Here is a 25,038-nt window from a genome sequence, read left to right on the forward strand (position 1 = left end):
CGGCGATTCCCCCGATTCCATTCCCCTGACGCCCCGGCCGGTGCGACGCACGGGTCAATAACGGGTACCCCGTGCCCATGACCGTCATCGGCTTTCACTGTTCGCATGAACAGATCAGCCCCGCGCAACTGTTACTCGACGTGCAGCACGCCGAGCAGGCCGGCTTCACCGCCGCGATGTCGTCCGACCACTTCAGCCCATGGAGCGAGCGTCAGGGCGAGTCGGGGTTCGCCTGGTCTTTCCTCGGCGCCGCGCTGGCCACCACCCACCTGCCCTTCGGCGTCGTCAACGCTCCTGGACAGCGCTACCACCCCGCGATCGTCGCCCAGGCCATCGCCACGCTGGCACAGATGTTCCCCGGGCGGTTCTGGGCGGCACTCGGGTCGGGCGAGGCGTCCAACGAGCGGGTGACGGGCGACGCGTGGCCGCGTAAGGACGTACGCGATCAGCGCCTCGTCGAATGTGTCGACGTCATCCGGCGCCTGCTCAGCGGTGAGGAGGTCAGCCACGACGGTCATGTGCACGTCAACCGGGCCCGGCTGTGGACCCTGCCCGATAAGGTCCCCGACCTCGTCGGACCCGCCGTCACGCCGGAGACCGCAGCACGTCACGCCGCGTGGGCCGACGGCCTGGTCACCGTCAACCAGTCGAAGGACACGCTGCGGAAGGTGCTCGACGCGTACCGCGAGGCCGGTGGCCGTGGCCCGGCCCGCCTGCAGATCCACCTCAGCTGGGCGCCCACCGATGACCAAGCCCTCGCGATCGCACACGACCAGTGGCGCAGCAATGTGTTCAGTCCGCCGATCTGCTGGGACCTCGAATCGGTCGACGCGTTCGACGCCGTCAGTCAATACGTCACCCCCGACCAAGTGAAGAAGTCGGTCAACGTGTCCGGCGACCTGGCCCGACACCGGCAATGGCTGCACGAGTACATCGAACAAGGCTGGGACGAGCTCTATCTGCATTTCGTCGGACAACAGCAGCGCGGCTTCATCGACGCATTCGGCGAAAACGTCCTGCCGGAATTCTCCCCCACCGCGCCGCAGGAGGTGAGCGCATGAGACGCGCCGACACCGGTGACCTGTGGTGGAAAAACGCCGTCTTCTACTGCGCGGACATCGAGACCTTCTACGACTGGAACGGCGACGGCACCGGCGACATCCGGGGCATGACCGAACGCATCGAGTACCTGTTCGACCTCGGCGTGACGTGCCTGTGGCTCATGCCGTTCTATCCGACCGCCCGCAAAGACGACGGCTACGACATCACCGATTTCTTCGGCGTGGACCCGCGGCTCGGAACCCTCGGAGACTTCGTCGAGTTGGTGCGCACGGCCAAGGCGAGCGGGATTCGCGTGATCATCGACTTCGTCATGAACCACACGTCGGATCATCACCCGTGGTTCAAGTCCGCTCGCCGCAGCAAGGATGACCCGTATCGGGATTACTTCGTGTGGAGCGCGACCGAGCCCAAGTCGAGTTCGAAGGACGTCGTCTTTCCCGACCAGGAGGACAGCCTCTGGGAACTCGATCCGAAGACCGACGAGTGGTACCTGCACCATTTCTACAAGCACCAACCGGACCTCAATGTCGAGAATCCGAAAGTGCAGGAAGAGATCTCACGCACGCTCGGCTTCTGGCTGGAGCTCGGCGTGTCGGGTTTCCGGGTCGACGCGGTGCCCTTCCTGTTCGCCAAGGACACTCTCCCGGGCGGCCCGGGAGTGTTCGATCCCAACCAATACCTCGGCGACGTGCGCAACTTCGTGACCCGGCGGCTCGGCGACGCCGTTCTGCTCGGCGAGGTCAATGTGCCCTACAAAGACCAGCAGACGTTCTTCGGCGGGCCCGACGGCGACGGGCTCAACATGCAGTTCGATTTCATCGGGATGCAGAACTTCTACCTCTCGCTCGCGCGCGGCGAGGCAGGCCCGCTCGCCAAGACGCTGCAGCAGCGGCCGCATCTCGACATCACGAGCCAGTGGGCCAATTTCGTGCGCAACCATGACGAACTCACGCTCGACAAGCTGAGCGAGGACGAGCGCAAGGAGGTTTTCGACGCGTTCGGCCCGGACGAGGACATGCAGCTGTACGGTCGCGGACTCCGTCGCCGACTGCCGCCCATGCTCGGTGGCGACACCCGGCGCATGAAGATGGCGTACTCGCTGGCGTTCTCGTTGCCGGGCACACCCGTCCTGTTCTACGGCGAAGAGATCGGCATGGCCGAGAACTTGGATGTGCCAGGACGATTCGCCGTCCGCCCACCGATGCAATGGACCGGGGATGTGAACGGCGGCTTCTCGAAGGCGGACAAACGCCGCCTCTGCCGTCGGCTGCCCGATGGCCTCTACGGACCGCAGCGCATCAATGCCGCAGACCAGCGCCACGATCACGAATCGTTCTGGTGGTTCATGCGAAATCTCATCTACACCTACCGTCAGCAGCCGGAGATCGGCTGGTCGACGCTGGAGATTCTCGAGCAACCGAACCCCGCGGTGCTGGCCCACGTGTGCCGCGAGGAGTCCGGCTGGATGATGGTGGCGCTACACAACTTCGGCGGAGACGGTTGCCTGGTGCCCGTCCAACTTGATGATGTACCGCCGGGTTCGATTCTCGTCGACCTCCTCGACGGCCTCTCGGAGCACGAACTCGATGCCGGCTGCCGAGTCAAGCTGGGGCTGCAACCCTACGGCTATCGGTGGCTGCGGCTGCGCAGGCCCGAGGAGCCGCCGATCATCTGAACCGAGCCGCTCTCGGCATCGACCCATACTCGATCGGTATTGGCGGATGCCCAAATCGACTTGGACACGGGTCTTTCGAGGCTTTTACGATCTCGGGTCGTGACCGATTCGCGCGCCGACGTCGCAACCCTTGAGCTTGTCGGACGCTTGTGCGACGTGGTCGGGCCCGCCGGAATCATCACCGACCCCGCCGAGATGGCCGGCTACCTGACCGATTGGCGGCGTGCCTATGCGGGCCATGCGATGGCCGTCGTGCGGCCGGCTGACACCGCGGAGGTCGCCGAAGTCGTGCGGCTGTGCCACCAGGCAGGCGTCGCGGTTGTTCCACAAGGCGGCAACACCGGGATGTGCGGCGGGGCCGTCCCGGACTCCTCCGGACGTCAACTGGTTGTGTCGCTGACTCGCATGCGCCGCATTCGCGATATCGACGTCGCGAACCAGACCATCACCGTCGACGCAGGCACGATCCTGCAGTCGGTGCAGGAGGCCGCCGCGGGGGTCGGCAAGCTGTTCCCGCTTTCCCTTGGCGCACAAGGAAGTTGCACGATCGGTGGCAACCTCGCGACAAATGCGGGCGGAACCGCGGTGCTGCGTTACGGCACGATGCGCGATGTCACCCTCGGGCTCGAAGTGGTACTCGCCGACGGTCGCATCTGGAACGGATTGCGCGGGCTTCGCAAGGACAATACGGGCTACGACCTCAAGCAGTTCTTCATCGGCGCCGAAGGCACGCTCGGCATCATCACGGCCGCGGTGCTCAAGCTGTTTCCCGCGGTGCGAAGCCGCGCGACAGCATGGATCGCGATGCACACGACGCAGGCCGCGGTCGACCTGATCGGCGTGTTCCGCGATGTCGCCGGAGACCGGTTGACCGGCTTCGAGCTGATGTCGCGCCAGAGCGTGGAATTTGTCGTGCGCCATTCACCGGGCGTACGGAACCCGGTCGACGGGCAGTATTCGTGGTTTGCGTTGGTGGAGTTGAGCGACGCGCTGCCGGATGCCGGGCTCGATGAGGTGTTCGAACTCGCTTTGGAACGCGCGGTGCAGCATGATCTGGTCGCCGAAGCCGTGGTCGCGTCATCGGCGGCTCAGTCCGCTGCGCTGTGGGCACTGCGAGAAGGAATTTCGGAGGCTCAGAATCACGAGGGGCCAAGCCTCAAACACGACGTCACGGTGCCGGTCAGCGGTATCCCCGAGTTCGTCGCGCGCACCGATGCAGCACTCGACAAGATTGTCCCCGGCATTCGGATCGTGACCTACGGACACGTCGGCGACGGCAATCTGCACTACAACCTCAGCAAGCCGCCGGGATCCGATGACGACGTCTTCCGTGCGCGGGCAGCCGACCTCGCCGGTGTCATCTACGACCAGATATCGACCTTCAACGGCAGCATCAGCGCCGAACACGGGCTCGGACAGGCCAAGGCCGGCATCGTCGCCGACTACAAGGACAGCTGCGAACTGGGCCTCATGCACGACATCAAGACGTTGTTGGATCCGCGCGGGCTGATGAACCCCGGCAAAGTTCTGCCCGCTACGGACTACATCCGCCCGTAGCGGCTGCGCACGAAGCTGTACACGCCGAACGCGGCGATGCCGACCGCGGCGACGACGAGGAGAAACTTGCCGAACGGTGCCTGGCCCAGCGTCTTGACGGCGGCATCCAAACCCGAGGCCTTGGCCGGATCGGCCTGCAGCGTCGCCACGATCACGAGCAGGCCGGCGCCGGCCAGTACCGCCCCCTTGGCCGCGTAGCCGGTGATGCCGACTGCCGTGATCCCGGTGCCTCCCGAGACGCGGAGGTCCTTCAGGAACTTCTTCGAGACACCTTTGTAGACGTGGTAGCCGCCGACCACGGCCACCGCGAGCCCGGCGACGATCAGCACGAACTTGCCCCAGCCGGACTGCATCAGCTGTGCCGAGATCCCCGAGTTCTGCTGACCGCTGGACTGGCCGCTCCCGGTCGCGAAGCGGGCCGCGGAGAATGCGATCGCGAAGTTGACGATCGCGAGTCCGATCGCCTTGGCGCGCTTCCATGCCGGGTTGTCATCCTGCCCCGGGCCGCGGCTCTCGCCGGGCTTCGATCCGATCACGGCTTCGGCGACCCGCCACAGACCCAACGCGAGCAGACCGACTGCCGTCACCCACAACATGACAGCCCCGCCGGTCTGGTTGGCCAGAGCCGCGAGTGCACCCGACTGGTCGGCGTTGCCGCCCGAACCGAACGCGATGCGCAGAATGATGTAGGCGACCAGTAGATGCAGAACTCCGCTCGCGGCGAATCCGGCGCGCGCCGTGTACTCGAAAGCGCTGCTGTCCGTTGCTCTGTCGAACGCGCCGTGAACCGGCCTCGCGCTCATGCTCATCGTCCATCCTCCTGCGGCTAGGTGATCGTGCGGGGCGATGGCTCGGTATACCCAGTTATTGACGGGGATGAAACGCCGAGGGTCAGGGCCGGCGGTGGCAAGTCGCTCGAAAGAAATGTGGTTTCGGGTCTCGACCCGACGGGAAACCTACGCTACCGTAACCTACGGTGACGTAAGTAGGGCTTCTGACTACGGGGAGAACGAAAATGGTCACGATTCAAGACGCGGTGTTGACGGAGTTGGAGCCGGTGGTCGAGGCCAACCTCAACCGGCACCTGGGACAGGCGAAACCGTGGAATCCGCACGACTATGTGCCGTGGAGCCGTGGCCGTGACTTCGCGCTGCTGGGCGGCGAGGATTGGACGCCCGAGGATTCACAGCTCGACGAAGTAGCGAAGGCCGCGCTGGTCGTCAATCTCCTGACCGAGGACAACTTGCCCTCCTATCACCGCGAGATCGCCGTCCGGTTCGGCCTTGATGGACCGTGGGGCCAGTGGGTCGGCCAGTGGACTGCCGAAGAAGGGCGCCACAGCATCGCTATTCGCGATTACCTTGTCGTCACGCGCGGTGTCGATCCGGATGCCCTTGAGCGTCTTCGGATGCAACACACGGTCGCCGGCTACGACTCAGGCAACAAGACTGTTCTCCAGGCGCTGGCCTACGTTTCGTTCCAGGAGCTGGCCACCCGGATCAGCCATCGCAACACCGGCCGGGCGGCCGGATGCCCGATCGCCGAGCAGATGCTGACCCGCATCGCGGCCGATGAGAACCTGCACATGGTCTTCTATCGAAATCTCGTCGCGGCCGCGCTCGACGTCGCACCGAACGCGACCATGGAGGCCGTTGCGAACGAGGTGATCAACTTTCAGATGCCGGGCAACACCATGCCAGGTTTCGCCGAGAACGCACTCACCATCGCCAAAGCCGGAATCTACGATCTCCGATCGCATCTGGACGACGTGCTGCGGCCGGTGCTGCGGTTCTGGAAGATCTTCGAACGTGAGGACTTCACCGGCGAGGGCGCCCGGGCACGAGACCAATTGGGCCAGTTCCTCGAGCTGGTCGACGCGAAGGCGTCCTACTACGAGCAGCGCCGTATCGAACGGGACGCTGTGGCCGCCGCGCGGGCGTGACGGGCGAATCGCCGCCCCGTACAGGGGTTTTCGCTCTCCCGTCACCTGGGGGGCGGGGTGGGTAGCCCCGCCGCGTCCTTGAGCTCGTCGATCTTGGCCTCGATGCGTTCCAGGTCCTCGGCGTCCACCCGGAAGATCCAGTGTTTGGCGCCAAGCAGCAGGATGGCTTGGAACACGAGCTGCAGCCACTCGCTCTGCCAGTTCTCGAAGGTGCTGGCGAAGAACTCCGGCCAGTAACCGGACCATTCGAACGGCTGGCCATGGGCTTGCTGCGTGCTGGTGTATTCGGCCATCTGCGTGAAGAACTGCCCGATCCACGAGCCGGCGAAAAGGATGAGGAGAAGGTATACCGCTCCCCACCGTCTGATGTGCGACACATCGGGAGAAGTACCCCCTGCGAGCACTCGAAACACTTCGACGCTCAGACGCTCCGCTGAGCAACGCGCCCGATCCGAGGATTAGATCCACGTACGTACGGGAATCCCGAGTGCACGCGATGTGACCCGGACCACACCGCGTGTCTCTACTTGCGGGCAGGGGGCGTCATGACCACGAAAGAACCGGTTACCAGAACCGATGTCGACAAGGCACTGCTCGGCAGTGCGACCTATCGCAGCCTAGGTGAGCAGAGACTGACACCGGCCGAAGAGCGGTTCGAGAAGGCGCGGCGCACGATCGGTCTGTTCCTCGCACCCGTCGTGACGATCGTGTTTCTGCTTCTCCCGCTGAACATTCCGCCTCAACAACAGACACTTGCCGGCGTCCTGCTCGGCGTGATCGTGCTGTGGGTGACCGAAGCGGTGCCGATCCCGATCGGCGGCTTGCTCGGTGTGGCCGTGGTCGTCTTCCTCGGCGTGGCCCCGGTCGACGACGTGCTCGGCCCGTTCGGTTCGTCCACCATCTTCACGTTCATCGGTGCGTTCATCCTGGCTCAGGCGATGCTCAAACACGGTCTCGCACGCCGGTTCGCGTTCCGGATCCTCGCGCTCCCCCGCGCCGGCAGTTCCACCACCGGCGTCATCATCGCGTTCGGGGCGATCACCTGCCTGCTGTCGGCATTCGTGTCCAACACCGCGACCGTGGCCATGTTGTTGCCCACCGCGCTGGGCATCCTGGGTGTCATCGCAAAACTGCTCCAGAAGCAGGGCAAGGTCGAACCCGACTTCGATCCGCTCCGACTCAAGGTCGGCGCCGCGATCATGCTGATGCTCGCCTATGCGGCGAGCGTCGGTGGTCTGCTGACGCCGGTGGGCAGCCCACCGAACCTCATCGGCCGCGGCCTCATCGAGGAGGCCACCGGTGAGCGCATCAGCTTCGCCCAATGGTCGTTGATGGCCGCACCGATCTGCCTCTTGATGTTCCTGGTGCTCGCCTTGGTGCTGATCAAACTCAACAAGCCGGAGATCAAACACATCGACGGTGTCGACGAGTATGTCGCACGGGAACGCGAGGAAATGGGCCGCTTCTCTCGCGCGGAGAAGAACACGCTGATCGCGTTCGCGGTCACCGTGACGTTGTGGATCTTCCCCGGCGTGATCGCGTTGATCTTCGGAAATGACTCTGACATCTACGGCACGATCAGTGAACGTCTGGACGAGGGCACCGTCGCGGTGTTCGGCGCCGCGCTGCTGTTCCTGCTGCCGACCGATTGGCAGAGCCGCGAATTCACGTTGCGGTGGCGCGATGCCGCCGCAATCGACTGGGGCACAATCGTTCTCTTCGGCACCGGCATCATCTTCGGCTCCCTGCTCGCCGACACCGGTCTCGCGGAGACGATCGGCACATCGGTCGCCGATGCCCTCGGGCTGTCGAGCATCATCGCGATCACCATCTTCGCCGTGCTGCTGGCGATCGTGGTCTCGGAGACGACGAGCAACACCGCCTCGGCGGCCGTCGTCGTGCCGATCGTGATCCCGGTGGCGGTCGCCGCTGGCGTCAACCCGTTCGTTCCCGCGCTCGCCGCCACGTTCGCCGCGTCGTTCGGCTTCATGCTGCCGGTCTCGACGCCGCAGAACGCGATCGCCTACGGTTCCGGGGCCGTACCGATCACGACGATGATCCGCTCGGGCGTCACGTTCGACATCGCCGGCGCTATCCTCATCATCGTGTTCCTACCTCTGATGATTGCCCTGATCGGTCTCGGCAGCTGATGGCCCGACAACGAATCGCGGTCATCCCCGGCGACGGGATCGGCGGGGAGGTCATCGAGTCCGCCCGAGCCGTGTTGGACGCCGTATCCGCCCGTCACTCAACAGATCTCGAGTTCACCGAATTCGACTGGTCCTGCCAGCGCTACGAGCGGACCGGCGCGATGATGCCAGCCGACGCGATCGACACCTTGCGGGACTTCGACGCGATTCTGCTCGGCGCGGTGGGCTGGCCCGGTGTGCCCGACCACGTATCGCTGTGGGGCCTGCTGATCCCCATCCGCCGCGCCTTTCGCCAGTACGTCAACCTGCGGCCCATCCGGGTGTTCACCGGTGTGAGCAGTCCCCTGCGCAACGCCACCGACGTCGATTTCGTCGTGGTGCGCGAGAACGTCGAAGGTGAGTACAGCGAAATCGGTGGCCGGCTCAACCGAGGCTTCCCCGAGGAAATGGCTGTGCAGGAATCCGTGTTCACCCGGGCAGGGGTGAGCCGCATCGCCGACTACGCACTGGAATTGGCCAAGACCCGGCGCGGGTACGTCACGTCGGCCACCAAGTCCAACGGCATCGTTCATACCCTGCCGTTCTGGGACGAGGTGGTCGCCGAGCGTGCCGCCCTCCATCCCGACGTCCGCGTCGACAGCGAACACATCGATGCCCTGGCCGCGAAATTCGTCCTGCAACCCGAGCGGTTCGACGTCGTGGTCGGGTCAAACCTCTTCGGGGACATCCTGTCTGACCTCGCGGCCGCCGTGGCCGGGTCGATCGGCATCGCGCCGTCTGCCAACCTCGACCCCACGAAGCACTATCCGTCGATGTTCGAACCGGTACACGGCTCGGCCCCCGACATCGCGGGCAAGGGCATCGCCAACCCGGTCGGCGCGGTCTGGTCGGCGGCCATGATGCTCGAACACCTCGGCCACACGTCGGCGGCAGATGACGTCCTGGTGGCAATGGAGGCCACCTTGGCCAACGCGGACACCAGGACTGCGGACCTCGGCGGCCACGCGTCCACCACCGAGGTCACCGACGCCCTCATCGCCGCGCTGCCGTGACGCTCAGGCCGGACGGGCATGGCCGAGCAGGCGTGGAGCAGATGCGGCAAGAACGTCTTGCAGGACGGCGCGACGCACAAGGTTCATCTCGACTCGCTCGCGTTCGAGGTATCCGAGAACGACTCGCCGGCCACACATCTCGCGCACTCGCGCATCGGGTTTGATCAGCACCTCGTCCCATGCGCGCACATCGCGCCAATCCTCGATGCCGAGCGTCGGTGCGAGGTCGCGAAGTGCCTCCCCGAGCGCACCATCGAGTAGCTGCCGCACCGCGTCGGCACCGTGAGCGGGTTTGGCAATCAGCCAGGAGTGGCACGCTCCGCGGACCCGATACAACGTGGCGTTCGCGTCTTCGGCGATGTCGCAGGCATTTTCGAACGGCACGATCGCGTCGTCCTCACCGTGCAACACGATCGTCGGGATCGCGCGATCGCGCAGTGTGTGCAGGAGCGTGGTGCAAGCACCCGACCGCAGCAGCGATCGCGCCGCACCGGTGAAGCCCGTCGGTGCCAGTGCGTGTCCCATGGTGACCGCCCTGGCCATCCGTAGATACCTGGCGATCGCACCGACTTTCATCGCGAAAGGATCGCGGTACATGTCATACGCGGCGCCGGCCACGGCGCGCAGCATCTGCCTCGGCGAATGCAGGACCGATGAGATAGCCGCATCGAACGCCGAGCCCGCGGCAGGATTGAACAGGATCGCCGCGAGCACCCGATCGGGTGCGACGGCGGCGAGTTGAATCGTCATGCGGCCGCCCATCGAATGGCCCGCGAAGATCGCCCGGTCGATGCCCAGACTGTCCAGCGCTCGAAGCACCAGTTCTGTTCGATCGGTGAACTCATCTGCGGCGCAAGGTAAGTCCTCGGTCTCGCCATGGCCTGCGGCATCGATCGCCACCACCCGAAAGCCCAGATCCGCGACCCGGCTCAAAAGGCGTAGATACGACCTCCGACTCAACCCCAAGCCGTGCAGGAACACCATCGGAATCCCCCTGCCACCGACCGAGATACCAACCCTGTGCCCATCGGAAAGCTCAATCACATGGTGGGCCAGGCGCACTCTGCGACTGGCTCGGTCAGACACCACCTCGTTCATCGGGCCTCGCTTCTGCATGTTGCAGGCGAATACCCCGAACCGGGCGCTTCAAACGCTCGAACGCCTACCTCCGCGCGTCGAACGATTTGCTCATTTCACCGCAGAGCAAATTGCTTTCACCGAACCACTCAACGAACTCGCGGCCTTCCAGAGCGCGTGGTCACCCGGTTGGAAATGCGGCAGCCGATCCGCGTATGCACTTTCGTACATCGCCTGGCCGCGCAACAGGTCGGCGAGTAGCGGATCGCGGGCCTTGTCGGCCAACTGCCGCAGGCCTGCCGCCTCCTCGCGCATGACCGGGATGACCGCCATGGTGACCGACCGCTGTTTTGGCGACCAACGTGTCGCGGGCACGCGCGGATCGGTCTTGACCCAGGCCTGCAGTTTGGCTCCGTATGCGGCGGACGCCCGCTCCCATTGGCCGCACACCGGATCAGCCTTCGCCGGAATCGCGGCGAAATGCATGACAGTCGGCGCAACTGGCGCTGCGGGAACCGGTTTGGTCTCGGTGACGGGGGCTGCTGTCGTCGACTCCGTGTCGTCTGTCCCGAAGAACGTGGTCGCGATGGCGCCGACGAGCACCGCGGCGATCACGGTCGCGCCGACCGACATCCAGATGCGGCGCTTGCCTGCGTCGAAAGACGCGCGATGCCTGCCACTTCCGAGCGCGACCTTGAACGCGGCGTCAGGTCGGGCGCGAAGTTCCGCGACGGCCACCTCGATGGCCGCGGCCGGGGTGCCGAGGTCGGTGAGCTGCTTGACGAATCGCGCGATGGAGACGAGGTCACCGCTGTAGAGCGCCTTAGGCGGCTCCATCGCCGGCAGGAAGCGCTCGACGAGGTCTTCCCTCAGATTCGACGCGCGTGCGACTTCGGCGGCAGTCAACCAGCGCCCAGGAGTTACGTCGGGCGCGAAGCTACTCATAGTCGTCCTTCCCCCAAGTGCCCTGATGATTGGTACAACAATGAGCGGTGACGTGCAACTGCCGTTGCGGGATAGCAACGTTGCGGCGCTATCTCGTCGTTAGCTCACCATGGCACTCGACATCACCCGTCATCGGGGACATGTGATCGACTGGCAAACACCGGTTTTCACAGCACCGCGTCGGGGTGTCGCCCGTCGAGGCAAGTGAATCGAGCTGGGAGTCAATGCTATTCAGAAGTCGGTGCCGCGCAGGTGCGCCAGAAGCGCGATGTCAGCGGAGATCAGCCGATCGACCCGGCCGGCGAGGTCCGACTCAGCGACCGGGACGGCGTGGCTGAAGTCCGGCGCATAGACGTAGCTGCCGTCGCCCTCGATGTGCAGACACGCGACGAGGGGTTTGGTCCAGTCGACGCCCCACTCGCGTGCCGGTTGGCAGCGCGACTGGATGATCGCGATGGCGGCGACTTCGTCGTCGGCGATCGTGTGGTGATCGGGCGCGGGCGGTCGCTTGACGGCGGTGAGCACAGACCCCACACCCTCACTGTCGTCTCCGGCGACTGCGGCATCGGCCGGCCCGTCGAAGTATCCGACGTAGCCGGGCACGACGATCCGTGGATGCGCCCCCGGGGCGGGGAGGCCGACCAATCCCGCGCCCTCGGCGCCCAGGTCCTCGGCGGGCACTGCGAAAATCTCGACGACATCGTCGGAGCGCTGACGGGCGAGATAGCCGGTGTCGCGGCCTCGGAAGCCGAGGATGCGGCCGTCGGCAATGCTTGCATCACGGTGATGTACCCGGCCGGTCAACCAGATGTCGGCCGCGACGTATGCGTCGGTCCATTCACGGAACTGGGCGAGGTCACCGTTCGCGAGGCTGTCTTCGACCGAATCACGGCGTTCACTGCCGCGGTCCGGTGTTCGGGTGTGCGCGAACGGGTAGGGCAGGCTCTCGTGACCGGCGAGACGGCCGAGCGCGGCGAGGTCAGACAGCTCGATCTCCCCCACCGGACGCATGTGCGATCCAAACACGTGTAGCGGCCCCCTTTTCGTCGATCACCATAGCGCCGGTGCGATCGCTTCTGTATTGCCACAACGGTTTACGATTCCGTTGACGCCATTTGCTTGTTACGGTGGTTTCGACAGACGTGGTCGGTGCATGCGGGGGGCACAGTGGCAGATCCGTTGGAACTTGAGTTGGCCGCGTTGGGCCGGCTGTCGGTCGACCTCAACCGCCTTGGCGGTTCACTCAAGCGGACCAGCGAGATTCCCTCGATGACGTCGACGCCGGACCCCGCCGTCGACATGCCATCTCTGGTGGCGGCCAGGCCGGTCAGTACGCAGACCATTCGCGAATTGCAGGGCACGGTGGCCGATCGGTTCACCGAAGTCGGCTACTTGGTGGATCAAGCCCGAACCCTCTTCCGGGATGCCGATGACAATCGCGGGTGGGTCATCATCCGCACCGGAAGCCTGCTCCCACCGGACTGAACGTTCTAGCGATAAGGAGTCGGCGCGGTGGTGACACGCAAACAGATCGACGCTGCCAGGCCCGAGACCGTGCTCGGTATGGCGCGATCCTGGAAGCAATCGGCGGCTGATCTCGTCGCCGCCGCCGAAACGTACCAGAGCAACATCCGCAACCCCGGCGGTCAGAGCTGGTCCGGAGCCACGGCGACCGCGGCGATCTCGATGGCCGCCAACGACCGTCAGGCCATCGACAACCTGCGGCAGGCCATCGACGCGATGGCCGACGCCGCGACCAACTTGATGAACGACCCCGTCATCCCCAACCTCAACGATGTCCGCTCGAAAATCTCCTCGGCCGAAGCGGCCGGATTCACCGTCAACGACGACCTGAGCGTCACCTACCCCGCGACCGATCCCCCGGATCCGAAGAAGAAGGAAGACGCCGAGAACCGGGCCACCGCAATCCAGTCGGCCGCGACCAAGTGGTGGAACTCCGATCAGGCGGTTGCCGATCAGATCAATCGTGACAAACAGGGTCTTTCGGTCAAGCTCAACTCCACCAGAGAGCCCAACTCGGCGGAATACGAACGACTGCTGCGCGAAGCGGGTCTGCTCACAGGACCGCCTCCGACCGGCTATTACGCGCAGTGGTTGGCGAATGCCGAACGCCAGGGCATCGCACCCGAGGTACTCGTCGAGATCGCCCGGCGACACGGCATCACACCCGAGGACTTCGAGATCTTCGACGGCATGAAGGAAATCAAGGACACGGACGGCAAGTCGTTCTTCCTGCTTCCCGACGACATCAGCGGCGACGACGCACGCAAAGCGGTCTTGATGACCTACATCCTCAACGCGGGAACCGATTACGGAGACGCAGGCCGAAGGCCGGGAGTCAAGAACGACTTCGCCGAGACGCCGTACTCGGCCGATGAAGTTCAGCGGATCATCGACCGTCAGGAAGACAACAGCTGGAGTTATAACGACGATGTCGGATTCGTCCACGGCAACGGCGGGCGTCTGGTCACGACACCCAACGGCATGATGATGGGACTCGGCGGGAACGAACTCCAGGACCTGTACAGCGCGAAAGGCGGCACCGCGTGGGGCGACACGTTCATGGTCAACATCGACGACCCGGCGGATCCGGCTGCCCAGCTCGAAGACATCGTCGAATCCGGACGCGCCTGGTACACCGACGACAACGGCAAGCCGTACGAGGGGTCGCTCGACTTGGATAGGCTTTTGCACCACGAGGAGCGGCATTCGCAGCAGTGGGCTGAACACGAGCACCTCGGCATGGGGTGGAGACTCCTCACTGACAGCCGGGGCCTCGAGGAAGACGCCGGGCTATCGGACGGGGGTTACAACTGATCGGCCGCGCATCCGTTGCAGCGTTGGTGGTCGCCGCGGCCGTGACCGCCTGCGGCGGCAACGACGACTGGAGCCCGAGCGCGCAATTCGCTCCCTCGCTGCAGCCGGCCTTCGGCGCCCGCGTCACCGACGGTCAGCTCCGGATCTGGACGGGCTCGCCGTGCGCGGGTGTGACGCGGCTGGCACTCACCTTCAATCCCGATCAAGCCGACCGTGCCGACCTGGTGCTCACCTCACCCACAAACGAGGGAGCCCACGTTGAGCACCTCACCCTCGGCGGCCCGTATCCGGGGCTAGAGATATCCGAACCACTTCCGGACGGCTTCGACTGGCGCAGCGCACGCTCGTTGCGGATGGTGATCTCGGCGAGCCGCGATGGTTGGGGCTCGACGTCCGATCTCACGCAAGTCGTCACCGGCTCCACACAGCACGGTACCGACGCCTATTGGTTCCAGGACATCGGCTGGCTCACCGCCGCGGACGTGGCGGCCCAGGACGGCAAAACGTTCCTTGCCACCTGCACATCCGACCCGGCGAAGGACTGATCGCGCCGAATCCTCGATCACGCTGACAGCAGACGTTTTCGAACCGTTACCGGTTGCACAGCCAGGGCACATGACCGACACAGGGCAAACCCATCGCGCCTCCATAACTTCATTCCACGTGTGGCTGGATCGCCGCATGGACAGAAACGGAGTGGAGCAATGACTTTCAAACGCACGATGGGTGTGTCAACGCTGGCCGCCGGAATCGGCCTTGCCGGATTGCTCGGCCTCGGCCTGCAAACGGCAAGCGCAGAACCCGGGCCGGACTGCAACCGACCCGGCAACCAGCAATGCGGCAACCAGCACAATGACAATCGCAATGACCGCGGCCCCGCACCGGTCGACTGGAATCACCGGGGAATCGACCAAGGGCGCGCCGACCACCAGCCGTTCAACTGGAACGGCCATCAGGTGACGCCCATGCCCGCCGCCGACGGGCGCGGATGGGGCTTCTGGTTCCTGGGCACCTGGATTCCGCTGTAATCGAGCGTGGGTGTGGGGGCGGCAACGAGCCGCCCCCACCCGTTTCCTCGCGGGAGGCCGACGCCGGTCGGGTAGGTTTGGGCGCCATGCCAGACGACGCCGTTCTGCGCACGGCGACCCTCGCCGATGTCGCGGCGATCGAACGCGTGATCGACGAGGCATTCAGCCGCTACACCGCCCGCATCGGCCGCGAACCGGCGCCGATGGTGGCCGACTACCGAACGGTGGTCGCGAATCAACACGTCACCGTACTCATCGAGAATGCCGACATCATCGGCGTCCTGGTGGCCGAGGACCGCAACGATCACTTGCTGATCGAGACGGTCGCACTCGCCGCCGCCGCACAAGGACGGGGATACGGGCGTCGACTGCTGGAACACGCCGAATGCCGAGCCAGACGCCTCGGCTACGCGCAGGTGCGGCTCTACACGAATGCCGCCATGACCGAGAATCTCACCCTCTATCCGCACCTCGGTTACCTCGAAGTCGATCGAGCCATCAGAGACGGCTTTTCCCGCGTGTACTTCACAAAAGACCTCGACTGAACCGCGACGTCCGTCCACGCGCCGAACCCGGCGGTACGCTGCCGACACATCGTCGAGATGTCTTCGCGAGTGAAGGGGCCGTACATGGAGCAGTATCGCCGCGGTGAGCTGGTGTTCGAGCTGATCGACGCGGGACCGGCCGATGGCCCGGTAGTCGTACTGCTGCATGGTTTTCCACAGCAGAACAGCAGTTGGGACGCCATCATCGCGCGGTTGACCGCAGCGGGTTACCGCTGCCTGGCGCCCAATCAGCGCGGCTACTCACCGGGTGCGCGCCCGACGCGGCGGCGGGACTACCGAATGACCGAACTTGTCCGGGACGTGCTCGCACTCATCGACGCCGGCGGCGCAGACCGCGTTCATCTGGTCGGGCATGATTGGGGCGCGGCGGTCGCGTGGGGTGTCGCGGCGCAGGCACCGGCCCGGCTCGCGTCGCTTTCGGCCCTGTCGGTGCCCCACCCGCTTGCCTTCCTTCGCTCGATGCCGACAAGCCGGCAGGGCCTGGCGTCCTGGTACATGTATCTCAACCAGTTGCCGCGACTGCCCGAGCGAATGATGCTGGGACGCGATGGCCGCGGTGAGCCGTTGCGAAAATCGCTGCGGCGCAGCGGACAGTCCCGCGAAGTCGCCATGCGCGACACGCGCGCGATGACGGAGCCTGGTGCGCTGACCGCCGCCCTCAACTGGTACCGGGCCATGCCGCTGTCCCTGACCGATCCCCGTGGCGCGCGGCAGAAGATCACGGTCCCGACACTGTACGTGTGGAGTGACCACGACATCGCGGTGACCGCCAAGCCTGCCCATGACACCGCGAAATACGTCGCCGGGCCATACCGATTCGAGACGCTGCACGGCGCATCGCACTGGTTGCCCGAAGAGGAGTCCGACGCCATCGCAGACCTCCTCGTGGAGTGGTTTGCGGCGCACCCGATCTGAGAGTGCACACTGGGCAGGTGCCCGAGATGGTAGGACCCCAGCCTCAATACGACGTATTCGCCGACGAGTTCCTCGACCACGCGCGCGACGGACTCTACAACGCCCACTATGACCGACCGGCCTGTCTGGCCCTGCTCGGTGACGTCGACGGCCGTACCGTCCTGGACGCCGCGTGCGGCCCCGGTCTCTACGCCGAGGAACTGGTGTCGCGGGGTGCGCGCGTGATCGGTCTCGACATCAGCCCGCGCATGGTCGAATTGGCCGGGCAGCGGGTTCCCGACGGTGACTTCCGGGTGCATGATCTGAGCGCACCGCTCGACTGGCTGCCCGATCGGTCCGTCGATCTCGTGCTGTTCGCACTCGCGCTCGAGTATCTCGACGACCGGCCCGCCGCGTTGCGGGAGTTTCACCGGGTGCTGCGGCCCGGCGGCGCGCTCGTATTGTCGCGGCAGCATCCCACCGGCGACTGGCTGCGGCACGGCGGCAACTACTTCGAGCCCAGGGTCATCGAAGAGACATGGAGCAAGGGCTGGCAGGTGCGGTACTGGCTGTCGCCGCTCGAGCAGACCTGCGAGGAACTGCGGCAGGCCGGCTTCCTCATCGAGCAGTTGCGCGAACCACGACCGACACGGCGCGCCGGCGAGCTTGATCCAGAGACGTATCAACGCCTTTCGACACAGCCCACCGGATTTCTCGCGATCCGGGCGGTTCCGCGGTGCTGAGGCTCACGGCTGTGGTTGACGACTCCTTGGTCGGGCCAGCCAGCGGTAGCCACCGTAGAGAACAAGTGCGGCAACGAAATTGACGAAGTAGGCGATGTCGGCGCCATGCCACGCGACGGCCACCGGGCCTTGGATCAGCGTGGTGTTCATGAACGGCATGGCGATCAGATAGGCCAGCACGAACGCGATGAGCGCCGCGACCGCGTCGCGCCGCCCGGTGGGTTCGGTGGCCGGGTCGATGGTGGCGCGGCCCCCGATACGGAGCGCCCAGTCGACGACGACAACCGCGACGAACGCCGGGATCCAGTAGCTCACCAGCAGCAGCACATCGGTGAAGCGAGTGGCGGTGTCGGCCGCATGCAACCACAGGATCAGGAAGAACGCGAGCACCGTCACGATCACGGCCGACACCGGACGCCGAACCCGAATACCGATGGTCTGCAACGCTAGTGACCCGCTGTAGTCGTTCATCACGCCCGAGCCGATCGCGGCCAGCGCGATCACCAGTAACGCGAGCCCCCCGAGCAGGCCACCGCCCATGACCGCTTGCACCCCGGCTGCCGTGTGTTCGCCGATAGCTGCGGCCGCCGCGATCCCGATGCCCTGAACGAACGTGTAAGCCAACGCGATTCCGGCGAAGGTGTACCCGAACACCTGTACCCGCGGCGAGTTCGCCGGCAGGTAGCGGCTGAAATCGGCGGCATAGCTCGCCCACGAGATCGCCAGGCTGAGCGCGATCGTGACCTCGAAGACGAAGGCCCCCACGAGGTCGGCGCCGTGCACCGTTGCCGGGGCGACGATGTCGTGCCCACTGACGAGCTTGGCCGCGAATACCACGAAGGTGACGAACAGGATGACCGTCAGCACCGCCTGCAGCCGGTGGATCAACTCGTAGCCGAAGAAGCCCACCACGCCCTGGACTGCGAGCACGACGAGAACTGCGATCCAGAACGGGATGCCCAGCAGCGTGGCGAGGGCCTCCCCGCCGAAGAGCCCGACCAGCGCGTCCCAGGCAATCGACGAACCCCATTGCAGAATCCCCGGCACCACGACGAACCCACCGAATGCCATGCGGGAGTTGGGAAGCTGTCCTGCTCCGGTGCGCGGTCCCCACGTCGACAGATACGCGACCACCAGCGAACCCAGCACCGTCCCGATCACCATGGCCAGCAGCCCCAGCCAGAATCCGAGACCGAGCGCGATCGCCAGCGTCCCGGTAAAGACGCCGGTCATGTTGACCTGCGGGGCGAACCAGACGGTGAACAACCGGGCCGGGTGCCCGTAGCGGTCATCGGCGCCGACGGGTGCGATGCCATGGGTCTCGACGGTCAGATCGCCGGCCCCGGACGGCCTGCGCCCGCTGAAGGTGGACGCGTTCAGCGCACTGGATCCCAAAGACATGGAGGTATTCGATCACGGCCGAGATGACCACCGGTCGCTCACCTCACCGTGGATTGGCCCTGTCATGGCCCGTCGGTCCATAATCGAGAAACATCAAGATGAGCTAACGATCGGAGGGGACGTGGCTGGGGCCATGAGAAGGCCATGACGGGTACCGAAGCCAGCCCGTCGACCCCGGCCACCGACGCCCCGCACCCGCGTCCCGCCCTTCTGGTCGCCGGGCTCAGCCTGGTCGTCCTCACGGTCGCCGTACTGCAGACCGCGGTGGTTCCCGTACTCGGCGTCATCGCCGCCCAGCTGCATGCCTCGTCGGTCGCCGTGAGTTGGGCGGTCACGGCCAACTTGCTCGCGGCCGCCGCCGCGACGCCGCTGATTGGCCGGCTGGCCGACCTGTACAGCAAGAAGCGCGTACTGCTCGCCGTCCTGATCGTGGTGCTTGCCGGTTCGGTTCTTGCCGCGGCCACCGCATCCGTGCCGATGCTGATCCTCGGCCGGGTACTGCAAGGGGCGTCGTATGCCCTCTATCCGATCAGCATCGCGATCCTCCGCGAAGAACTCGCCGAGGACCGGCTCGTCAGCGCGATGTCGGTGCTGTCGGGCACCCTCGGGTTCGGCGGCGGGATGGGTCTCGTCGTCACCGGTCTGTTGATGGCCGGCGACGCGGGCTACCACCGGGTGTTCTGGTTGACGACCGGGTTCACCGCCGTGGTCATCGTCGTCACCGTCCTCGCCGTGCCGGCACGCAAACCCACCGCGCGCGGCACGATCGACTGGCTCGGCGCCCTTGGCCTGGCCTGCGGACTGTCCGCGGTGTTACTCGCCGTGACCCAGGGCAATTCGTGGGGTTGGGCGGCGCCGATGACGGTTGCCTTTCTCGCCGGCGGTGTGGTCGTGCTCGTCGCCTGGTGGTTCTGGGAGCGACGGGCCGCGCATCCGTTGGTGTCCACCGGGATGCTGGCGAAACGAGCGATACTGCTGACCAACCTGGCGACGGTGTTCGTCGGCATGGGGCTGTATTTCGCATTCCTCGGCCTGACCCAGTTCGTGCAGATCTCGCGCGAAGCCGCGGGGTACGGGTTCGGCGCCAACGTGCTTCAGGCGAGCGTCTACTTCCTGCTGCCGGGAGCACTCGCGGGCTTCCTGGTGGCCCTCATCAGCGGCCGGTTCATCGACCGGTTCGGTGCCCGGCGGGTTCTGGTGGTCGCCGCTCTGGCAGGTATCGCCGGGTTCGCGATGCTCGCGGTCGCGCACGACCGCGCGTGGCAGGTCATCGTCGCCGGGGTATTGGCCAACGCGTACATCAGCCTGGGCTACGGCGCACTGCCCGCACTCGTGGTGAGCGAAGTCGATGCCGGCAAAACCGGCGTCGCCACGAGCATGAACGCGATCGCCCGCACGATCGGCAGCTCGAGCGCCGCGGCGGTGGTCGCGGTGCTGCTCGGCCACAGCGCGATTCCCACCGAAGCCAGCTTCGTGACGATCTTCGTCGCGGGCGCGGTCACCGCCGGGCTCGCGATGGCGCTCATCGCCGTTTCCCGGGCGCCGGATCGGCATCGCGACTCGATGCAGAACCTGTCGGAGTCGCGCGCCATGAACCACGAGTGGGGCTGAGCTACTCGACAGTTTCCCGCCGTCCCTGGCCGGCGGACTGCGAAACTGATACAGCAAGTCCACCCATTCCGTAGCCCGCAGGCTGGTCAGCGCCTGCCGTAGGTGTTCGCGTCCTTCACAGCGGTTTCTCGTGCCCAAACCGCTGCCAAACGAAGGATTCCATTGTAGAAATGTTAAATCGTTGCGGAATCGCTTGCGAAGGTCGACTGAATCCGCGATTGTTTACGCACAGCCACCACGGCTGCACCTGAGGAGGACCACGCTGACCGGCCCAGACACCACTGCCGTCGACCACCCGACCGGACAGGATGGCGCACCACGCACGCCCGGCAACGCCGTCATCGAGATCGACCACGTAACGAAGCGCTTCGCCGACTACGTGGCGGTGGCAGACGCCGACTTTTCCATCGCCTCGGGCGAGTTCTTCTCCATGCTCGGCCCGTCCGGATGCGGGAAGACCACAACGCTGCGCATGATCGCCGGCTTCGAGAGCCCCACCGAGGGCGCGATCCGGCTTGAGGGGGTGGACGTCTCCCGCGTCCCGCCGCACAAGCGCAACGTCAACACCGTGTTCCAGCACTATGCGCTGTTCCCCCACATGACCGTGTGGGACAACGTCGCGTACGGGCCGCGCAGCATGAAGAAGGACAAGGCCGAGATCAAGCGCAGCGTTGACGAGCTGCTCGAGATCGTGCGGCTGACCGATTTCGCCAAACGCAAGCCCGGCCAGCTGTCGGGCGGCCAGCAGCAGCGGGTCGCCTTGGCGCGAGCCCTGGTGAACTACCCGAGCGCACTGTTGCTCGACGAGCCGCTGGGCGCCCTCGATCTCAAGCTGCGCCATGCGATGCAGTTCGAGCTCAAGCGCATCCAGCGCGAGGTCGGGATCACGTTCATCTACGTCACGCATGACCAGGAAGAGGCGCTCACCATGAGCGACCGGATCGCGGTCATGAATGCGGGAAATGTGGAGCAGATCGGAAGTCCGACCGAGATCTACGACCGCCCGGCGACGGTCTTCGTCGCGAGCTTCATCGGCCAGGCCAACCTGTGGCCCGGCAGGCAGACGGGCCGGATCAACCGCGACTACGTCGAAGTCGAGGTACTCGGCACCACGCTGAAGGCGAAGCCTGGTGACACCGCGATCGAATCCGGCGGCCACGCGACGCTGATGATCCGCCCGGAGCGGGTACGCGTGTCGATGGATGCGCCGACCGGCGACGTCGCCACGGTCCCGGCGACCGTGACCGACCTGACGTTCCAGGGTCCGGTCGTGCGGCTTTCCCTTGCCGCCCCGGATGATTCGGCGATCATCGCCCACGTGGGAGCCGAACAGGATCTGCCGCTGTTGCGGCCGGGCGATCGGGTCCATGTCAGTTGGGCCCCCGACGCATCGCGCGTCCTGCCGGCGGCCGACATCCCCACGACCGAAGATCTCGAAGAGATGCTGGACGACTCATAGCGATTGCCGATCGCGCACCCCTCCCCCTCTGACGACACGCGCCCGAATCCCAGAAAGGTCGCCCATGCCCAACAACACCGATCCCCGACTGCTTGCCCGACTGGCCGCCAACCGCACAACCCGGCGGCGATTCCTCGGCGGAGGCGCCGCGGCCGCCGCAGCCCTGGCCCTGGGGCCGACCGTGCTGGCCGCCTGCGGTTCGGGCGGCGACAGCAGTTCGCCGACGACCTCGGCCGCACCCGACGACGGTTCGCCGGCGAGCGGCACGGTGCGGATCTCGAACTGGCCGCTGTACATAGCCGACGGATTCGTCGCGGCATTCCAGACCGCGTCGGGCCTGACGGTCGATTACAAAGAGGATTTCAACGACAACGAGCAGTGGTTCGCCAAGGTCAAGGAACCGCTGTCGCGCAAGCAGGACATCGGGGCGGATCTCGTCGTGCCCACCGAGTTCATGGCGGCCCGGCTCAACGGCCTCCAGTGGCTCAACGAGATCAGTGAATCCCGCGTACCCAACAAGAAGAACCTGCGCCAGGACCTGTTGAACTCGAAGGTCGACCCGGGCCGCAAGGTGACCGCGCCGTACATGACCGGCATGGTCGGGCTCGCCTACAACCGGGCCGCGACCGGACGCGACATCACCAAGATCGACGATCTGTGGGATCCCGCGTTCAAGGGCCGGGTCAGCCTGTTCTCCGACGTCCAAGATGGGCTCGGCATGATCATGCAGTGGCAGGGCAACTCCGTCGAGGAACCCACCAGCGAATCCGTCCAGAAGGCCGTCGATTTCGTTCGCGAGCAGAAGGACAAGGGGCAGATCCGCAGGTTCACCGGCAATGACTACGCCGACGACCTCGCGGCCGGCAACATCGCTGTCGCCCAAGCCTATTCGGGCGACGTCGTGCAGTTGCAGGCCGACAACCCCGACCTGAAGTTCGTGGTGCCCGAGTCGGGCGGCGACTGGTTCATCGACACGATGGTGATCCCCTACACCACGCAGAACCAGAAGGCCGCGGAGGCCTGGATCGACTATGTCTACGACCGGGCCAACTACGCCAAGCTCATCGCGTTCACCCAGTTCGTGCCCGTGCTCTCGGACATGACCGACGAACTGGCCAAGATCGACCCGGCCATCGCGAGCAACCCGCTTATCAACCCGCCCGCCGAGATGTCGAACAACCTCAAGTCCTGGGCGGCGCTGACCGACGAGCAGACCCAGGAGTTCAACACCATGTACACCGCCGTCACCGGGGCCTGACCGGGTGGCGGGTGTAGCCACCAGCAGCCGGCAGCGGAGCAAGATCGCTCCGTACCTGATGATCCTGCCGGCCCTGGTGTATCTCGGGATCTTCTTCGTCGTGCCGTTCTTCTCGTTGGCACGCACGTCGTTGTCGTCGTCGGGCGGCTCGGTGTACCTGCCGACGCTGACCTTCGACTGGAATTTCGGTAACTACCTGCACGCGTTCAGCGAGTACCAGGACCAGATCCTGAGGACGTTCGGCTACGCACTGGTCGCCACGGTGTTGTGCGCGATCCTTGCGTTCCCACTGGCCTATGTGATCGCGTTCAAGGCGGGCCGCTTCAAGAACCTGATCCTCGGCCTGGTGATCCTGCCGTTCTTCGTCACGTTCCTGATCCGCACGATCGCGTGGAAGACGATCCTCGCCGATGACGGTTGGGTGGTCAGTGCGCTGGGTGCGATCGGCCTGCTGCCCGACGAGGGCAGGTTGTTGTCGACGAGCTGGGCGGTCATCGGCGGCCTGACCTACAACTGGATCATTTTCATGATCCTGCCGCTCTACGTCAGCCTGGAGAAGATCGACCCGCGGCTGATCGAGGCCTCGAAGGACCTGTACTCGTCGAACACCCGCAGCTTCACCAAAGTGATTCTGCCGCTGTCGATGCCGGGCGTGCTGGCCGGCAGCATGCTGGTGTTCATCCCGGCTGCCGGTGACTTCATCAACGCCGACTATCTGGGGAGTACGCAGACCACGATGATCGGCAACGTGATCCAGAAACAGTTCCTGGTCGTCAAGGACTATCCGGCGGCGGCCGCGCTGAGCATGGTGCTGATGGCGATCATCCTGGTCGGTGTGCTGCTCTACACGCGGGCCCTGGGCACGGAGGACCTGGTATGACCGCGACCGCGATGGCCGAGGCCACGGGCGAGGCCACCCCGCCGAAAACCGTCAAGGGATCGCCGAAATGGGGCGATCTGTCCCTGCGGATCGTCGCCGGTCTGGTGCTGCTGTACCTGTTCCTGCCGATCTTCGTGATCGTGCTGTTCTCGTTCAACAAGCCTGCCGGCAAGTTCAACTACACGTGGCAGGGTTTCACGCTCGAGAACTGGGCCGACCCGTTCAAATATCCGGCGTTGACCGAGGCGCTCAAGCTGAGCCTGAACATCGCCGCGGTATCCACCGCGGTAGCGCTCGTGCTCGGCACGCTCGTCGCGATTGCGTTGGTGCGCCAACGGTTTCGGGGACAGAAAGCCGTAGACACCTTCCTGGTGCTGCCGCTGACCGCCCCCGAGGTGGTCATGGGTGCGTCGCTGCTGACGCTGTTTCTCGACCTCGGCTGGGCCGCGGGCTACACCACGATCCTCATCGCGCACATCGCGTTCGAGGTGAGCTTCATCGCGATGACGGTGCGGGCCCGGGTACGTGGATTCGACTGGACGCTCGAGGACGCGTCGATGGATCTGGGCGCCAGCCCGACCCGTACGTTCTTCAAAGTGACGCTGCCGCTGATTGTTCCGGGCATCGTCGCGGCTGCGATGTTGTCATTCGCGTTGTCGCTCGACGACTTCATCATCACGTACTTCGTGAGCGGGTCGGCGGTCACCTATCCGCTGTACGTGAACGCCGCGGTCAAGGCCGCCGTGCCGCCCCAGATCAATGTGCTCGCCACCGCGATCCTCGTGATCAGCTTGCTGTTGCTGGCTGCGGGAACGCTCTACCGGCGCAAGCGCATCGACGTCTGAGTCCGCGCGAGCAGACGCCCGCGTACCCGGGAACGCGCGTTCTCGGGTACGTGCG

The 25,038-nt window shown here is 65.4% G+C and carries 24 protein-coding genes; 18 read left to right on the forward strand and 6 right to left on the reverse strand.

Translation table 11 applies throughout. The annotated features are described in order from the left end of the window. Positions 1 to 77: 77 nt before the first annotated feature. The 3 genes from ACOI2T_RS18065 (at position 78) to ACOI2T_RS18075 (ending at position 4,294) form a co-directional block, all read left to right on the forward strand. Complete coding sequence (locus ACOI2T_RS18065) at positions 78 to 1,061, forward strand: TIGR03885 family FMN-dependent LLM class oxidoreductase (RefSeq protein ID WP_409506051.1); 984 nt, start codon at positions 78 to 80, stop codon at positions 1,059 to 1,061. Beyond that, on the forward strand, positions 1,058 to 2,737 hold the full coding sequence (locus ACOI2T_RS18070) for an alpha-amylase family protein (RefSeq protein WP_409506052.1): 1,680 nt from the start codon (positions 1,058 to 1,060) through the stop codon (positions 2,735 to 2,737). The genes ACOI2T_RS18065 and ACOI2T_RS18070 overlap by 4 nt, the downstream gene beginning before the upstream one ends. Positions 2,738 to 2,836: 99 nt before the next feature. Beyond that, positions 2,837 to 4,294: an FAD-binding oxidoreductase gene (locus tag ACOI2T_RS18075; protein WP_409506053.1), complete on the forward strand. Its 1,458-nt coding sequence runs from the start codon at positions 2,837 to 2,839 to the stop codon at positions 4,292 to 4,294. On the opposite strand, the gene ACOI2T_RS18080 is transcribed toward ACOI2T_RS18075, so the two are convergent. Further along, positions 4,279 to 5,103 carry a DUF1206 domain-containing protein gene (locus ACOI2T_RS18080; protein ID WP_409506054.1) on the reverse strand — a complete coding sequence of 275 codons (825 nt, stop codon included), beginning with the start codon at positions 5,101 to 5,103 and terminating at the stop codon, positions 4,279 to 4,281. The genes ACOI2T_RS18075 and ACOI2T_RS18080 overlap by 16 nt on opposite strands. Before the next feature lie 206 nt (positions 5,104 to 5,309). Here ACOI2T_RS18080 and ACOI2T_RS18085 point away from each other — a divergent pair, with 206 nt between their 5' ends. Then, on the forward strand, positions 5,310 to 6,236 hold the full coding sequence (locus ACOI2T_RS18085; RefSeq protein WP_409506055.1) for an acyl-ACP desaturase: 927 nt from the start codon (positions 5,310 to 5,312) through the stop codon (positions 6,234 to 6,236). A 41-nt stretch (positions 6,237 to 6,277) separates the two neighbouring features. Here ACOI2T_RS18085 and ACOI2T_RS18090 read toward each other — a convergent pair whose 3' ends face one another. Continuing rightward, positions 6,278 to 6,613, reverse strand: a complete 336-nt coding sequence (locus ACOI2T_RS18090; protein ID WP_067845749.1) for a DUF6766 family protein — start codon at positions 6,611 to 6,613, stop codon at positions 6,278 to 6,280. 168 nt (positions 6,614 to 6,781) lie between these two features. Between ACOI2T_RS18090 and ACOI2T_RS18095 the strand changes: the two genes are divergently transcribed. Together ACOI2T_RS18095 and ACOI2T_RS18100 are read left to right on the forward strand one after the other, a co-directional pair. Continuing rightward, on the forward strand, positions 6,782 to 8,386 hold the full coding sequence (locus ACOI2T_RS18095; RefSeq protein WP_409506056.1) for an SLC13 family permease: 1,605 nt from the start codon (positions 6,782 to 6,784) through the stop codon (positions 8,384 to 8,386). Beyond that, positions 8,386 to 9,438 (forward strand): tartrate dehydrogenase, encoded by a 1,053-nt coding sequence (locus ACOI2T_RS18100; protein WP_409506057.1) that lies wholly within the window; start codon positions 8,386 to 8,388, stop codon positions 9,436 to 9,438. The genes ACOI2T_RS18095 and ACOI2T_RS18100 overlap by 1 nt, the downstream gene beginning before the upstream one ends. A 3-nt stretch (positions 9,439 to 9,441) precedes the next feature. Here the strand turns inward: ACOI2T_RS18100 and ACOI2T_RS18105 are convergent, their stop codons facing one another. The 3 genes from ACOI2T_RS18105 to ACOI2T_RS18115 all read right to left on the reverse strand — a co-directional run bounded on the left by ACOI2T_RS18105 (position 9,442) and on the right by ACOI2T_RS18115 (position 12,471). Beyond that, positions 9,442 to 10,371, reverse strand: a complete 930-nt coding sequence (locus ACOI2T_RS18105) for an alpha/beta fold hydrolase (protein WP_421877186.1) — start codon at positions 10,369 to 10,371, stop codon at positions 9,442 to 9,444. Between the two features lie 255 nt (positions 10,372 to 10,626). Beyond that, positions 10,627 to 11,460, reverse strand: coding sequence for an ESX-1 system-associated protein (locus ACOI2T_RS18110; RefSeq protein ID WP_409506059.1), 834 nt, complete (start codon positions 11,458 to 11,460; stop codon positions 10,627 to 10,629). A gap of 231 nt (positions 11,461 to 11,691) precedes the next feature. Then, a complete protein-coding gene (locus ACOI2T_RS18115) occupies positions 11,692 to 12,471 on the reverse strand; it encodes a hypothetical protein (RefSeq protein ID WP_409506060.1) in 780 nt (259 codons plus the stop codon). Positions 12,472 to 12,627: 156 nt separating this feature from the next. Between ACOI2T_RS18115 and ACOI2T_RS18120 the strand changes: the two genes are divergently transcribed. From ACOI2T_RS18120 to ACOI2T_RS18150, 7 genes are all read left to right on the forward strand, one after another. Next, entirely contained in the window at positions 12,628 to 12,945 is a 318-nt protein-coding gene (locus ACOI2T_RS18120) for a hypothetical protein (protein ID WP_409506061.1), read from the forward strand. A gap of 30 nt (positions 12,946 to 12,975) precedes the next feature. After that, complete coding sequence (locus ACOI2T_RS18125) at positions 12,976 to 14,298, forward strand: WXG100 family type VII secretion target (protein ID WP_409506062.1); 1,323 nt, start codon at positions 12,976 to 12,978, stop codon at positions 14,296 to 14,298. A gap of 26 nt (positions 14,299 to 14,324) precedes the next feature. Continuing rightward, a complete protein-coding gene (locus ACOI2T_RS18130; protein WP_409506063.1) occupies positions 14,325 to 14,843 on the forward strand; it encodes a hypothetical protein in 519 nt (172 codons plus the stop codon). A gap of 159 nt (positions 14,844 to 15,002) precedes the next feature. Then, complete coding sequence (locus ACOI2T_RS18135; RefSeq protein WP_067845723.1) at positions 15,003 to 15,326, forward strand: hypothetical protein; 324 nt, start codon at positions 15,003 to 15,005, stop codon at positions 15,324 to 15,326. A gap of 86 nt (positions 15,327 to 15,412) precedes the next feature. Further along, positions 15,413 to 15,871, forward strand: coding sequence for a GNAT family N-acetyltransferase (locus ACOI2T_RS18140; protein WP_409506064.1), 459 nt, complete (start codon positions 15,413 to 15,415; stop codon positions 15,869 to 15,871). 84 nt (positions 15,872 to 15,955) lie between these two features. Further along, complete coding sequence (locus ACOI2T_RS18145; protein WP_409506065.1) at positions 15,956 to 16,807, forward strand: alpha/beta fold hydrolase; 852 nt, start codon at positions 15,956 to 15,958, stop codon at positions 16,805 to 16,807. Between the two features lie 26 nt (positions 16,808 to 16,833). Then, positions 16,834 to 17,529 (forward strand): class I SAM-dependent methyltransferase, encoded by a 696-nt coding sequence (locus ACOI2T_RS18150; RefSeq protein ID WP_234790768.1) that lies wholly within the window; start codon positions 16,834 to 16,836, stop codon positions 17,527 to 17,529. Positions 17,530 to 17,532: 3 nt separating this feature from the next. On the opposite strand, the gene ACOI2T_RS18155 is transcribed toward ACOI2T_RS18150, so the two are convergent. Further along, entirely contained in the window at positions 17,533 to 18,930 is a 1,398-nt protein-coding gene (locus tag ACOI2T_RS18155; protein ID WP_409506066.1) for a purine-cytosine permease family protein, read from the reverse strand. Positions 18,931 to 19,074: 144 nt separating this feature from the next. Here ACOI2T_RS18155 and ACOI2T_RS18160 point away from each other — a divergent pair, with 144 nt between their 5' ends. The 5 genes from ACOI2T_RS18160 (at position 19,075) to ACOI2T_RS18180 (ending at position 24,983) form a co-directional block, all read left to right on the forward strand. Further along, positions 19,075 to 20,541: an MFS transporter gene (locus ACOI2T_RS18160; RefSeq protein ID WP_409506067.1), complete on the forward strand. Its 1,467-nt coding sequence runs from the start codon at positions 19,075 to 19,077 to the stop codon at positions 20,539 to 20,541. A gap of 340 nt (positions 20,542 to 20,881) precedes the next feature. Beyond that, entirely contained in the window at positions 20,882 to 22,000 is a 1,119-nt protein-coding gene (locus tag ACOI2T_RS18165) for an ABC transporter ATP-binding protein (RefSeq protein ID WP_067845922.1), read from the forward strand. A gap of 64 nt (positions 22,001 to 22,064) precedes the next feature. Beyond that, entirely contained in the window at positions 22,065 to 23,258 is a 1,194-nt protein-coding gene (locus ACOI2T_RS18170) for a polyamine ABC transporter substrate-binding protein (protein ID WP_409506068.1), read from the forward strand. Between the two features lie 4 nt (positions 23,259 to 23,262). Further along, positions 23,263 to 24,138 (forward strand): ABC transporter permease, encoded by an 876-nt coding sequence (locus ACOI2T_RS18175; protein ID WP_085143490.1) that lies wholly within the window; start codon positions 23,263 to 23,265, stop codon positions 24,136 to 24,138. Then, positions 24,135 to 24,983 carry an ABC transporter permease gene (locus tag ACOI2T_RS18180; protein WP_085143491.1) on the forward strand — a complete coding sequence of 283 codons (849 nt, stop codon included), beginning with the start codon at positions 24,135 to 24,137 and terminating at the stop codon, positions 24,981 to 24,983. Before ACOI2T_RS18175 ends, ACOI2T_RS18180 begins: the two co-directional genes overlap by 4 nt. Positions 24,984 to 25,038 lie beyond the last annotated feature (55 nt).

This window comes from Mycolicibacterium wolinskyi str. Jessa 2025, from assembly GCF_049241375.1.
GTDB classification, from domain to species: Bacteria; Actinomycetota; Actinomycetes; order Mycobacteriales; family Mycobacteriaceae; genus Mycobacterium; species Mycobacterium wolinskyi.